The sequence below is a fragment of the Comamonas sp. MYb396 genome, assembly GCF_037479555.1.
Classification (GTDB): Bacteria; Pseudomonadota; Gammaproteobacteria; order Burkholderiales; family Burkholderiaceae_C; genus Comamonas.
Genome location: NZ_JBBGYU010000011.1, coordinates 67,935 through 79,893, shown reverse-complemented (window position 1 = coordinate 79,893; position 11,959 = coordinate 67,935). Strand labels below are relative to the sequence as shown.

Annotated in this window: 12 protein-coding genes; 2 read left to right on the top strand and 10 right to left on the bottom strand. The window is 65.6% G+C overall.

Features of this window, described 5'->3' with window-relative positions; all coding sequences use genetic code 11:
- Positions 1-27: 27 nt before the first annotated feature.
- Positions 28-1,629: a gamma-glutamyltransferase family protein gene (locus tag WH265_RS21625; RefSeq protein ID WP_339559621.1), complete on the bottom strand. Its 1,602-nt coding sequence runs from the start codon at positions 1,627-1,629 to the stop codon at positions 28-30.
- Between the two features lie 74 nt (positions 1,630-1,703).
- Positions 1,704-2,693 carry a Bug family tripartite tricarboxylate transporter substrate binding protein gene (locus tag WH265_RS21620; protein WP_339559698.1) on the bottom strand — a complete coding sequence of 330 codons (990 nt, stop codon included), beginning with the start codon at positions 2,691-2,693 and terminating at the stop codon, positions 1,704-1,706.
- Between the two features lie 266 nt (positions 2,694-2,959).
- Between WH265_RS21620 and WH265_RS21615 the strand changes: the two genes are divergently transcribed.
- Positions 2,960-3,889: a LysR family transcriptional regulator gene (locus WH265_RS21615; protein ID WP_339559620.1), complete on the top strand. Its 930-nt coding sequence runs from the start codon at positions 2,960-2,962 to the stop codon at positions 3,887-3,889.
- Between the two features lie 9 nt (positions 3,890-3,898).
- Here WH265_RS21615 and WH265_RS21610 read toward each other — a convergent pair whose 3' ends face one another.
- Positions 3,899-4,591, bottom strand: a complete 693-nt coding sequence (locus WH265_RS21610) for a uracil-DNA glycosylase (RefSeq protein ID WP_339559619.1) — start codon at positions 4,589-4,591, stop codon at positions 3,899-3,901.
- Positions 4,592-4,626: 35 nt separating this feature from the next.
- Positions 4,627-6,408 carry an enterochelin esterase domain-containing protein gene (locus WH265_RS21605; protein ID WP_339559618.1) on the bottom strand — a complete coding sequence of 594 codons (1,782 nt, stop codon included), beginning with the start codon at positions 6,406-6,408 and terminating at the stop codon, positions 4,627-4,629.
- 174 nt (positions 6,409-6,582) lie between these two features.
- Between WH265_RS21605 and WH265_RS21600 the strand changes: the two genes are divergently transcribed.
- The gene (locus tag WH265_RS21600) at positions 6,583-6,975 is read left to right on the top strand and encodes a DUF5329 domain-containing protein (protein ID WP_339559617.1); all 393 of its coding nucleotides are present in this window, start codon (positions 6,583-6,585) and stop codon (positions 6,973-6,975) included.
- A 33-nt stretch (positions 6,976-7,008) separates the two neighbouring features.
- Here WH265_RS21600 and trpC read toward each other — a convergent pair whose 3' ends face one another.
- From trpC to trpE, 6 genes are read right to left on the bottom strand one after another with little or no spacing between them, the layout of a single operon-like run.
- The gene (trpC, locus tag WH265_RS21595; protein WP_339520148.1) at positions 7,009-7,809 is read right to left on the bottom strand and encodes an indole-3-glycerol phosphate synthase TrpC; all 801 of its coding nucleotides are present in this window, start codon (positions 7,807-7,809) and stop codon (positions 7,009-7,011) included.
- 26 nt (positions 7,810-7,835) lie between these two features.
- Entirely contained in the window at positions 7,836-8,867 is a 1,032-nt protein-coding gene (trpD, locus tag WH265_RS21590) for an anthranilate phosphoribosyltransferase (RefSeq protein WP_339520150.1), read from the bottom strand.
- A 28-nt stretch (positions 8,868-8,895) separates the two neighbouring features.
- Positions 8,896-9,555: a LysE family translocator gene (locus WH265_RS21585; RefSeq protein ID WP_339559616.1), complete on the bottom strand. Its 660-nt coding sequence runs from the start codon at positions 9,553-9,555 to the stop codon at positions 8,896-8,898.
- The gene (locus tag WH265_RS21580; RefSeq protein WP_339559615.1) at positions 9,555-10,127 is read right to left on the bottom strand and encodes an anthranilate synthase component II; all 573 of its coding nucleotides are present in this window, start codon (positions 10,125-10,127) and stop codon (positions 9,555-9,557) included. Before WH265_RS21580 ends, WH265_RS21585 begins: the two co-directional genes overlap by 1 nt.
- Positions 10,128-10,129: 2 nt before the next feature.
- A complete protein-coding gene (locus WH265_RS21575) occupies positions 10,130-10,459 on the bottom strand; it encodes a chorismate mutase (protein WP_021025706.1) in 330 nt (109 codons plus the stop codon).
- Positions 10,456-11,955 carry an anthranilate synthase component I gene (gene trpE, locus WH265_RS21570; RefSeq protein WP_339559614.1) on the bottom strand — a complete coding sequence of 500 codons (1,500 nt, stop codon included), beginning with the start codon at positions 11,953-11,955 and terminating at the stop codon, positions 10,456-10,458. Before trpE ends, WH265_RS21575 begins: the two co-directional genes overlap by 4 nt.
- Positions 11,956-11,959: the final 4 nt, after the last annotated feature.

Below are 11,959 nucleotides of genomic sequence, written 5' to 3'. Positions count from 1 at the left end.
GGGTGTGTTTAGGGCTCTGTCTGCGCGTCAGTAGGCAACCGCCTGGCCATCCTTGCGCGGATCGGAGCCGGCCACATAGTGCCCGCCTTCGCGCAGGATCAGCTGCGCACCGCCAAAGGCGAACACGCCATGGCCTTCTTCGATGGTCACTTCATGGCCCAGCGCACGCAGCGCGGCAATCACCTGCGGATCAAAGCCGAGTTCGACAGAGACCTGGTTGCCTCCGGTCACGCGCCAGCGCGGCGCGTCAGCAGCGGCCTGCGGGTTCTGGCCATAGCGCAGCACGCGCACAGCCATCTGCACATGGCCCTGGCTTTGCATCGGGCCGCCCATCACGCCAAAGGCCATCTGGGGTGTGCCATCGGCATGCATAGCAAAGGCAGGAATGATGGTGTGCGAAGGGCGCTTGCCCGGTGCCACCTGGTTGGCGTGGCCCGCCTCGGTGCTAAAGCCTGCCCCCCGGTTTTGCAAGCTGATGCCAGTGCCCGGCACGACCACACCCGAGCCAAAACCCATGTAGTTGGACTGGATGAAGGACACCATCATGCCGCTCTCGTCGCAGGCCGTCAGATAGACCGTGCCGCCCGGCTTGGGCGCGCCGTAGCTGGCGACGCTGGCCTTGCTCGGGTCAATCAATTTGGCGCGTTCAGCCAGGTAGGCGGGGTTGAGCAGGTCTTGCTGAGGGTGGACACGCATATGGTCGATATCGGCGTTGTACTGGGCCAGGTCGGCCAACGCCAGCTTCATCGCCTCGATCTGCAGATGCACGGTCTCGGCGCTGTCCAGCGGCTGGTCGCCCATGCCGATGGCATCGAGCAGGCCCAGCGCGATCAGCGCGGCAATGCCCTGGCCATTGGGCGGAATCTCATGCACCACCGAGTCGCCAAAGGGCTGGGCCACCGTGCCCACCCAGTCGCAGCGGTGGGCGGCCAGGTCCTCGGTCGTCATCACGCCGCCGTTGGCCTGGCTGTGCGCCGCCATCTTTTGCGCCAGTGCGCCCCGGTAAAAGGATTCACCCAGGGTCTCGGCGATCTCTTCCAGGGTGCGGGCATGGGCCTCGCTTTGGAACCAGCTGCCCGCCTGCGGAGCCTGGCCGCCCGGCGCAAAGCATTCCTTGAAACCGGGCTGGTCGCCCAGCTTGGCCAGGCCCAGTGCCCAGAGCTTGGCAATCGTGGGCGATACCGCAAAGCCGTGGCGCGCATAGTCGATCGCCGGTTGCGCCACCTGCGCAAAAGGCAGCTTGCCAAAGCGCTTGGACAGCTCCACCCAGCCCGAGACCACGCCGGGCACGGTGACCGCATTCCAGCCTTTTTCCGGGATACCGCCGAGCTTGTCAAAGTACTCCGGCGTCCAGCCCGCTGGCGCGCGGCCCGAGGCGTTCAGGCCATGCAGCTCCTGGCCGTCCCAGACAATCGCGAAGGCATCGCTGCCAATGCCGCAGCCCGTGGGCTCCACCACCGTCAAGGTCATCGCCGCGGCCAGCGCCGCATCCACCGCATTGCCGCCTGCTTGCAGCATGCGCAGGCCCGCTTGCGCGGCCAGTGGTTGCGAGGTGCTCACCACATTGCGGCCCAGGATGGGCGAGCGCTGCGAGGCATAGGGCTGGGCCCAGTCTTTCACGGTGGTCATGTCTTGTCTTTCTGAATGCAATCGGGAGGGCAGCCGGGGCGGCAACGACCGCCCCGGTCTGGTGGTGGCAAGGCTTATTCGAGCGTGATGTGGTTGTCCTGGATCACCTTGGCCCAGCGGGCGCTGTCAGCCTTGACCAGGTCCGCAAACTGCGCAGGCGTATCGGGCTTGGCCACATCGGCGCCCAGCTTGGCCAGGCTGGCCACCACATCGGGATTTTGCATGGCCTTGTTGAAGGCGGCATTGATCTTGGCGGTCAGCTCGGGCTTGAGGCCTGCCGGCGCATAGACGCCAAACCAGGTCACCGACGAATAGCCGGGCAGGCCCGATTCGGCCACCGTGGGCAGCTGGGGCGCGAGCTGGGTGCGCTCGGCGCTGGTGACGGCCAGCGCACGCAGACGGCCGCTGGCCACATGGGGCATGCCGGTGGGGATGGAGTCAAACAGCAGATGCACCTGGCCGGTGGCCAGATCGCTGATCGACTGGGCCGTGCCCTTGTAGGGCACATGGGTCAGGGTGATGCCCGCCTGGGCCGCAAAGGCGGCGGTGTTCAGGTGCACGATGGTGCCATTGCCGCTGGTGGCGTAGTTCAGCTTGCCGGGGTTGGCCTTGGCATAGCTGATCAGTTCCTGCACGGTCTTGACCGGCAGCGAGTTGGTGACCAGCAGCACGCTGGCCGCATCGGCCACATGGGCGATCGGTGTGAAGTCCTTGTCCGCACGGTAGGCCAGCTTGGGCATCAGGTGCGGCGAGATCGCATGGGTGCTGCTGGTGGTGAACAGCAGGGTGTAGCCGTCAGCGCTGGCCTTGGCAGCCTCGGCCGTGCCGATAGTGCCGCCCGCCCCCGGGCGGTTGTCGATCACCAGCGACTGGCCCAGATCCTGCGACACCTTTTGCGCCACGACACGGGCCACCAGATCGGTCGCGCCACTGGGCGGAAAGGGCACGATGACGCGGATAGCGCGCTCAGGCCATGGGCCGCCCTGCGCAGCGGCAAACGGGGACAGCACAGCCAGCGCCGTGCCAGCCACCAGGCCGGCGAGCAGTGTCCGGCGGCCAGGCATGCGAGAGAAAAGAGAAGAGGTAGTTGGCATGGTGGTAAGCGTGTTGCAAAACATCTGCGAAGCACTCTGCGCTTGTGGCGCGGGCCAGAACAACCGGTTCTTTGCGCCCATGGCGGGTGTGCCATGCGCGCTGGGGCAAAGGCGCCTGCGTGAAGCCTTGCATATTAAAAGCCTGTGACAGCAGGCACCACCACCGATTTGGCAAGGTAGGTTTGCCGATACGGCAATGGGTTTATGCTTAGACCATTCATTTGCGCAATACCACCATGCCCAACCGCCCGCCTACCCATCTGCAGGACACCGCGCTGCGCTACTTCCACGAGGTGGTGCAATGCGGCTCGGTCAGCGCTGCATCCCTGCGCCTGCATGTGGCCAGCTCGGCCGTCAGCCGCCAGATCAGCGGGCTGGAGGCCCAGCTGGGCACGGCGCTGTTCGAGCGCCATGCGCGCGGCATGCAGCCCACGGCGGCCGGGCAGATTCTGGCCGAGTTGGCGCGCCGCATCAGCCTGGATGCCGAGCAGGCCATCGATGCCATCCACGCCCTCGACAGCCTGCGCGCCGGCATGGTGCGCATCGCCACCTCGGATGCCTTTGCCAATGAGCTGCTGCCCCAGGCCTGCGTGGCCTTTGCGCGCCGCCACCCGGGCTTGCGCTTTGAGGTGAGCATGGTGCCGACCTTGCAGGTCTCAGCCAAGCTGCTGGCCGGCGAGGCCGATATTGGCCTGCGCTTCAGCATCTCGCCGCTCAAGAACATTGCCGTGGTGCACCGCCAAAGCGCGCCGGTGCTGGCCGTGTTGCCGCCCGGCCATGTGCTGGCGCGCCAGGCATCGCTCACTTTGGCCGAGCTGGCCCGGCATCCGCTCGCCTTGCCGCCGGCCGAGACAGCGATCCGCCAGATGATCGACCTGGCCTGCAGCCGCCAGGGCCTGCAGCTGGACCCGGTGCTGACGACCAACCATGCCAAGACCTTGCTCAATTTCGCGCTGCATGGCGGGGGCGTGACCGTCTCCAGCGAAGTGGGGGTGCGCCATATGCTGGCAGCGGGCAGCCTGGTGGCCCGCCCCTTGACTGACGCCGGCCTGGACCTGCGCGATATCGAGGTGCAAACCCTGGCGGGCCGCCAGCTGCCCGCCGCCGCCCAGGCCTTTTTGGGGCTGCTGGTGCAGGAGCTGCAGGCGCTGCCGGGCCCGCGCTAAAACAGGTTCTTACAGACCCAGCTGCTTGCGAAACGCCTGCGCCTGGCTGAAGTGCCCATTGCCGATAAAGGGCACCGGTGGGCGCAGCGCCGACAGCGGCGAGGGGTGGTTGCTGGTCAGCACCAGGTGGCCCCGGTCCTGCGGGATCAGCACGCGCTTGCTTTGCGCATGGCTGCCCCAGAGCATGAAGACCACCGGGTTGTCGCCCTCGGCCACCTGGCGGATCAGCGCATCGGTGAGCAGCTCCCAGCCCTTGCCACTGTGGCTGGCGGCCTGGCCTTCTTCCACCGTCAAACAGGTGTTGAGCAGCAGCACGCCATGGGTGGCCCATTTGACCAGGCTACCGCCTGGATCGGGGAAAGGCGGAAAAGGCACGCCCAGGTCGCGCTGCATCTCCTTGAAGATGTTCTGCAGCGATGGCGGCAGGCGCACACCGGAGGCCACGGAAAAAGCCAGGCCCTCGGCCTGGCCGCGCCCGTGGTAGGGGTCCTGCCCCAGGATGACCACGCGCACGCTCTCGGGCGGGGTCAGGCGCAGAGCGCGCAGCGGCTCGGGCGGGAAGACCACCGCGCCTTCGTCTAGGCGCTGCTGCAGGTACTGCGACAGCTGCTGGCCCTTGGAGCTTGCAAAGAATTGGTCCACCGTGGCTTGCCAGCCGGCAGCCACCTGGTGGTCATGGAGCGCTTCAGATGTCAGTTGCATGCCCGCATTGTGCACGCTGCGCGGGCGCCTCTGCACTATCGCCCTTGGCAGACGGCTTGTTGCCTAGGCAGTGCTGCGGGGTTGAGCAGCGCCACCAGGCCGCAGGCGATGGAGCCCTGCCAGTGCACATAGTCGTGGCCGGTGCTGTGCTCCCGCTGGGTCACGCGGTAGCCCTGGGCGCGCAGCACATCGCCCAGCTCGCGGCTGGTCTCCAGAATGCCAGCCTGCCCGCCGCGTGCGCTTTCGTAGAGGCCCGCATCCAGGTAAAAACGGATGTCCTTGCGGGGCGCTTCCGCCCACCAGCGCGCCATCGCATTGGGCGCTTCAGCCTCCGGCGCCCACCAGTAGGAGCCCGACAGGCTCAGCACATTGCCAAAGCGCTCCGGATGGCGCAGCGCCATATAGCTCGATGCCAGCCCGCCATAGCTGGAGCCGGCAATCACCGTGCGCGCAGCGGGCACATCCAGCCCTTGCGTGGCCAGCCAGGGCATCAGCTGCAGGCCCATGAAATCGGCAAACGCCGGGTTGGGCGGCAGCTCGGTATTGCGCAGCTCGCTGCTGGCATTGGCCACCAGCACCACGGCCGTGGCCGGGATCAAGCCCTGCGCCTGCAGCCGCTCGGTGATCTGCGGCGTGGGCACCTGGCGCAGATAGGCATGGGCATCGAACAGCACCAGCAAGGCGCGCTGCTCCGGGGCGGTCTGGGCCCAGCTAGCCGGGCGGTAGATCCAGACATCACGGCCATGACCCAGGGCCGCCGAATGCAGCCAGTGGCGCTGCAGATCGCCCGGCAACGGCCCGTTGGCCGGCTGCGACCAGGGCTGCGCCGGCGCATCGGGCAGCTGCAGTACCGAGCGGCCCTGGTATTGGTCCACCGCTGCAGCGCCATCGTCCGACGCGGCCCAGCTGCGCGGGTTCAAGGGGTCGCGCTGCAAGGTCGCCAGAATGCTGCGGCGCTGCTCAATGGCCGTGCCTTCGATATTGGGCACATCGGGCGCCATGCCATAGCTCAGGCGCGCATCGCTGGGCATCACAAAGCTGCTCCACCAGACATCCGAGTTGCCCAGGCGCTGCAGCGATTCATGGTTGCCCGAGGGGCTGCCAAACAGGCGCACGCTGTGCTGCGCGCCCCGCCACAAAAAGGTGACCAGCCGCTTCTTGTCGCTCCAGGGCTCCACCAAGGGCGTGCCGCTCTTGGCCATCTCTTGCCAGAATGCATCGCTGCTGCCGCCACCTTCCAGGTCGCGCGCCAGGGCCTGCAGGCGCGGGCTTTGCAGCGGCTGGTTGGGCAAGGCCACCGACTGGTCGGCGCGCGGGACCCAGGCGCGTTGGATCTCCAGGCGGTAATGCCCGGCAGTCGCCTGCGCGGGCAGCTGGCCGGCCTCGGCGTTGCTGCTGGCATAGGCCACTGCCGGCTGGGCATTCCAGTGCAGCAACAGCTGGTCGCCCGCCTGGGCCTGCCAGGTAAAGCCCTCCCCCACACCATCGCTGCGCAGCAGGCGGCGCAGATGCCGGCCTGCCGCATCTTGCAGATCCAGCTGCACACCGCTGCCATCCACCTCCGCACGCACCACGCTGCCGGCGGGGACCTGCTGGGCGTCGAGCTGCCAGCGCTGCTGGGCGCCAGGGGCCAGCTGGCCTTGCACCGTTTGCCCGATGTGCAGCAGCTGCGCAGGCGCTGGGTGCTCGGGTGCGCTGGCGCAGCCGCCCAGCACGGTCAGCCCCAGCGCTGCACTGGCAGCGAGCCCGCGCAGACGCGATGGTGGTAGGACAAAGGCGCTGGGCGCTGGGGGGACTTGGCGATCATGGATACTCATGGACAAACAAGGGCAAACAGGCCGGCGCCCCTTGCTGAGCAGGGGGCCGCTGGCCAGGTAGGAGGGGATAGAGGCGAAGAAAAACCCATTTCTGAGTTTAGAAATGGGAATTATTCGCAATTGATACTAGCACAGCGCCTGCGCTGCCAGACCCACCACACTGCTTGACGCGCTATGCCCCAACAACGATACCCCTGGAGCCAGGCCCTGGCGGCAGCCTGTTTGCTGTACAGCCTGGCAGCCGGCGCGCAGACCGCCAGCAGCGACACCAGCACCACCGAGCGCGAGATTCATGCGCTGTTCAAGGCCTTGCAGCAGTCGGGCTGTGAATTTGCCCGCAATGGCCAGTGGTACAGCGCCAGCGAGGCCAGCGCGCATTTGCAGCGCAAGTACAGCTACCTGCAAAAAAGAGCATTGGCGCCCACGGCCGAGGACTTTATTGCGCGTGCGGCCAGCCAAAGCAGCATGTCGGGCAAGCCCTATCTGGTGCGTTGCCCCGGCCAGCCTGAAACGCACAGCCAGCGCTGGTTTGAGGACCAGCTGGCCAAGGCGCGCGCTGCGCAGTAGCGGCCTTGCACCGCTACCGGTTGCTTTGCTGCTTTAGGCGAACAGCTTGGCCAGTGCGTCGCCCGGCTCATCGGCGCGCATAAAGGCCTCGCCCACCAGGAAGGCGTGGATGCCGGCCTCGCGCAGCGTCTTGACATCGTCCGGGCTGGCAATGCCCGACTCGGTCACCAGCAGGCGGTCGGCAGGCACCTGCTTTTGCAGATCCAGGGTGGTCTGGATGCTGACTTCAAAGCTGCGCAGGTTGCGGTTGTTGATACCGATCAGCGGCGTCTTGAGCTTGAGCGCACGCGCCAGCTCGGCGCCGTCATGCACTTCAACCAGCACGGCCATGTCCAGGCTGCGTGCGATCTGCTCCATCTCGGCCATCTGGGCGTCGTCCAGGCAGGCGGCGATCAGCAGCACGCAGTCGGCGCCCATCGCCCGCGATTCATAGATCTGGTAGGGATCGACCATGAAATCCTTGCGCAGCACCGGCAGCAAGGTGCTGGCCCGGGCCTGCTTCAGAAAATCAGGCTCGCCCTGGAAGAACTGGCGGTCCGTCAGCACCGACAGGCAGGCGGCGCTGGTCTTGCCATCGCCCACCATATAGCTCTGGGCAATGTCGGCCGGGTCAAAGTCGGCACGGATCACGCCCTTGCTGGGGCTGGCCTTTTTCACCTCGGCGATCACGGCGGCCTGGCCTTGCGCGATCTTGGCGCGCAGCGCGCCGACAAAGTCACGGGTCAGCACACGGCTTTCGGCGTCGCGGCGCATGGCCTCGAAGGGGATGCGCTTCTTGGCGTCGGCCACTTCGATAAGCTTGGCGTCGCAGATGGTTTTGAGAATATCGGACATAGTTTTCCTTGTGTAGGGCGGCCCGCTCAGGCGGCCAGTTGGCGCGTCAGCGCCACCAGGTCCTGCAGTTTTTGCAGCGCCGCACCGCTGTCAATGGCGGCGCGGGCGCGCTGCAGGCCATCTTCGATCGAACTGGCCACATTGGCCGCATAGAGTGCCGCGCCGGCGTTGAGGCAGACGATATCGCGGGCGGGGCCCAGCTCGCCTTGCAAAATACCCATCAACATGGCCTTGGACTGCTCGGCATTGTCCACGCGGAAGGCGCGGGTGCCCACCATCTGGATACCAAAGTCTTCCGGATGGATCGCGTATTCGCGCACCACGCCGTCCTTGAGCTCGCCCACCAGCGTGCTGGCACCCAGGCTGATTTCGTCGAGGCCGTCGCGGCCATAGACCACCAGCGCATGCTCGGCGCCCAGGCGCTGCAGCGCACGCACCTGGATACCGACGAGGTCCTCGTGGAAGACGCCCATCAGGATATTGGGTGCGCCGGCCGGGTTGGTGAGCGGGCCCAGGATATTGAAGATGGTGCGCACCCCCAGCTCCTTGCGCACGGGGGCCACGTTCTTCATCGCCGGATGGTGGTTGGGCGCAAACATGAAGCCGATGCCCACCTCGGCAATGCTCTGGGCGATCTGCTCGGGGCTCAGCTGGATGTTGACGCCCAGCGCTTCCATCGCATCGGCACTGCCCGATTTGCTCGAGACACTGCGCCCGCCATGCTTGCTGACCTTGCCGCCAGCCGCGGCAATCACAAACACCGAGCAGGTCGAGATGTTGAAGGTATTGGCGCCATCGCCACCGGTGCCAACGATGTCGACCAGGTGCTGGCGATCAGCGACATGGACCTTGTTGGAGAACTCGCGCATCACCTGGGCGGCGGCGCTGATCTCGCCAATGGTTTCCTTCTTGACGCGCAGGCCCGTCAGGATGGCGGCAGTCATCACCGGGGAGAGTTCGCCCTGCATGATGATGCGCATCAGGTGCAGCATCTCGTCGTGGAAGATTTCGCGGTGCTCGATGGTGCGCTGCAGCGCTTCTTGGGGAGTAATCGACATGGGGTTCTCGCTGTATCTGGGGGGGAGGTCAGGCACTGGGCTTGTCGCTCAGCGCCAGCTTGAGGCCAAAGCCAATGAACATGGCGCCGGCCGCGCGGTCGAGCCAGTGCAGCCGCTGGCGCAGCCAGCCCGCGCGCCGCGCCATGCCAGCACCCATCCCCACCCAAAGCACATTGACGGGTATGGCGTTGAGGTTGAAGAGCAGCCCCAGCGCGGCAAAGGCCAGGCTCTTGTGGGCATAGTCAGCGGCGATGAACTGCGGAATAAAGGCCAGAAAGAAGATCGCGACCTTGGGGTTGAGCACATTGGTCCAGAAGCCGCCCCAGAAGATGCGCGCCAGGCTGGTATCGGGCTCGGACAAGCCCGGCTCCGTACCGGCAGGTGACACCAGCTTGCTATTGTTTTTGCTGCGCAGCATCTGCACGCCCATCCACAGCAGATAGGCCGCGCCCAGCCACTTGAGCACGCCAAAAGCCGTGGCGGAGGCCGCCAGCAAGGCACCGACGCCCAGCGCAGCGGCCGCCACATGCACCATGCAGCCGGCGGTGATGCCGGCGCTGGCCACCAGGCCGGCACGCCAGCCCTGGCGCGCCGCATGGCTGAGCATGTAGAACACGTCCGGGCCCGGGGTGAGGTTGAGCAGCCAGCCAGCTGCCATGAACATCAGCAACTGGTGCAGCTCGATCATCAGCGCTGCTCCAGAAAGTTCTTCAGCATCGCGTGGCCATGCTCGGTGAGGATGCTCTCGGGGTGGAACTGCACGCCCTGGATCGGCAGGCTCTTGTGGCGCACGCCCTGGATTTCGCCATCTTCACTGGTGGCAGTCACCTCTAGGCAATCGGGGCAGCTGCTGCGCTCGATCACCAGCGAGTGGTAACGGTTGACGGTGAATTGTTCAGGCAAATCGGCAAACACGCCCGCTTGCGTGGTCGTGATCACGCTGGTCTTGCCATGCATTTGCTGCACGGCCCGCACCACCTGGCCGCCAAAGGCCGCGCCAATGGCCTGGTGGCCCAGGCACACGCCCAAAATCGGCAGCTTGCCGGCAAAGTGCTGGATCGCCGCGATGGAGATACCGGCTTCAGCCGGCGAGCAGGGCCCGGGCGAGATGACTAGCCAATCGGGCTGGTGGGCAGCGATGGCCTCGAGCGAGGTCTCGTCATTGCGCACCACGACGACCTCGACCCCCAGCTCACCGAAGTACTGCACGATGTTGTAGGTGAAGCTGTCGTAGTTATCGACCATCAACAGTTTTTTCATCGTCACTCCCGGGGTGTGCCGCCCGCCTGCAGGCGGGCCAGTTCGCGGTGCTCGTAGGCGATATAGGCCTCCATCATCGCGCGGTAGATGGCCTCGATCACATCGGGCTGGCCGCCTTCGAGCGCCGCGCGTTCACGCACGCGGGCAACGATGGTTTCGATGCGCTCTTCGTCGCGCACCAGCTCGGGGTTGTTCTTGACCTTGGCGGCCTGGGTCATGTAGCCGCCGCGCTCCACCAGCAAAGGCACCAGGATGTCGTCGAGCGCATTCACATTGCGGCGCACATCGGCCATGGTGTTGCAGTCTTCTACTTTGTCGATAGCGCGGGTCATTCCAGTCCTTCCTCAACGAGTTCAGCGGCACGCAACAGTGCGCGCGCCTTGTGTTCAGTCTCTTTCCACTCCAGCTCGGGCACCGAGTCGGCGACCACGCCGGCCGCAGCCTGCACATAGAGCATGCCGTCCTTGATGACGCCGGTGCGGATCGCAATGGCCAGGTCCATGTCGCCGGCAAAGCTCAGGTAACCGCAGGCGCCGCCGTAAATGCCGCGCTTGACCGGTTCAAGCTGGTCGATCACCTCCATCGCATGCACCTTGGGTGCGCCCGACAGGGTGCCGGCCGGGAAGGTGGCCTTGAGCACATCCATGCTGGTCATGCCGTCGTTCAAAATGCCTTCGACATTGCTGACGATGTGCATCACATGGCTGTAGCGTTCGACCGCAAAGGCCTCCGTCACCTTGACCGAGCCAGTCTTGGCAATGCGGCCGATATCGTTGCGCGCCAGGTCGATCAGCATCACATGCTCGGCGCGCTCCTTGGGGTCGTTCACCAGCTCCTGCTCGGTGGCCCTGTCTTTCTCTGGCGTGGCCGCGCGCGGGCGGGTGCCGGCCAGCGGGCGGATGGTGATCTTCTGCCCTTCTTCGACCTGCTCCTGGCGCACCAGAATCTCGGGGCTGGCCCCCACCACCTGGAAATCGCCAAAGTGGTAGTAGTACATATAGGGGCTGGGGTTGAGCGAGCGCAGCGCGCGGTACAGCGACAGCGGGTTCTCCGTGTAGCGCTTCTGGATGCGCTGGCCCACCTGCACCTGCATGAAGTCGCCCGCGGCAATCATCTCCTTGGCGTCGAGCACGGCCTGGAGGTAATCGGCTTTCGCAAAGCTACGCTCGGAAGGGTAGCTGTCACCGGCCTTGATCTGCGGCACGCTGACCGAGTAGCGCAGCTGCTCCTTGAGCTGGCGCACGCGCTTCTTGGCCTTTGAATAGGCCTCGGCCTCGGCCGGGTTGGCGTAGACGATCAGGTAGAGCTTGCCCGAGAGGTTGTCGATGACGGCGACTTCTTCGCACTGCAGCAGCAGGATGTCGGGCGTGCCCAGGCTGTCGGGCGGGCAGCTGTTCTCGAGCTTTTTCTCGATGTAGCGCACCGCGTCATAGCCAAAATAGCCGGCCAGACCGCCGCAAAAGCGCGGCAGGCCGGGCGACAGCGCGACCTTGAAGCGCTTTTGGTAATCGGCAATGAAATCCAGCGGATTGCCCGCATGGGTCTCGACCACCTGGCCATCGGTGACGACCTCGGTGCGGGCCTCGGCGCCAAAGCCGCTGGCGCGCAGCAGGCTGCGGGCGGGCAGACCAATAAAACTGTAACGGCCAAAACGCTCGCCGCCGACGACGGATTCGAGCAAAAAGCTGTGCTTGCCATCGTCATGCGTGTGGCATAGCTTGAGGTACAGGGACAGAGGGGTTTCCAGATCCGCAAACGCTTCTGCGACGAGAGGAATGCGGTTGTAGCCTTGGTTGGCCAGACTTTTGAATTCGAGTTCGGTGATCACGAAG

Bases quoted from the DNA above. Each gene is read 5' to 3' on its own strand.
- WH265_RS21605 (WP_339559618.1), bottom strand. From the start codon at position 6,408: ATGAGTATCCATGATCGCCAAGTCCCCCCAGCGCCCAGCGCCTTTGTC.
- trpC (WP_339520148.1), bottom strand. From the start codon at position 7,809: ATGTCCGATATTCTCAAAACCATCTGCGACGCCAAGCTTATCGAAGTG.
- WH265_RS21615 (WP_339559620.1), top strand. From the start codon at position 2,960: ATGCCCAACCGCCCGCCTACCCATCTGCAGGACACCGCGCTGCGCTAC.
- WH265_RS21625 (WP_339559621.1), bottom strand. From the start codon at position 1,629: ATGACCACCGTGAAAGACTGGGCCCAGCCCTATGCCTCGCAGCGCTCG.
- WH265_RS21620 (WP_339559698.1), bottom strand. From the start codon at position 2,693: ATGCCTGGCCGCCGGACACTGCTCGCCGGCCTGGTGGCTGGCACGGCG.
- WH265_RS21610 (WP_339559619.1), bottom strand. From the start codon at position 4,591: ATGCAACTGACATCTGAAGCGCTCCATGACCACCAGGTGGCTGCCGGC.
- WH265_RS21580 (WP_339559615.1), bottom strand. From the start codon at position 10,127: ATGAAAAAACTGTTGATGGTCGATAACTACGACAGCTTCACCTACAAC.
- WH265_RS21600 (WP_339559617.1), top strand. From the start codon at position 6,583: ATGCCCCAACAACGATACCCCTGGAGCCAGGCCCTGGCGGCAGCCTGT.
- WH265_RS21575 (WP_021025706.1), bottom strand. From the start codon at position 10,459: ATGACCCGCGCTATCGACAAAGTAGAAGACTGCAACACCATGGCCGAT.
- trpD (WP_339520150.1), bottom strand. From the start codon at position 8,867: ATGTCGATTACTCCCCAAGAAGCGCTGCAGCGCACCATCGAGCACCGC.
- WH265_RS21585 (WP_339559616.1), bottom strand. From the start codon at position 9,555: ATGATCGAGCTGCACCAGTTGCTGATGTTCATGGCAGCTGGCTGGCTG.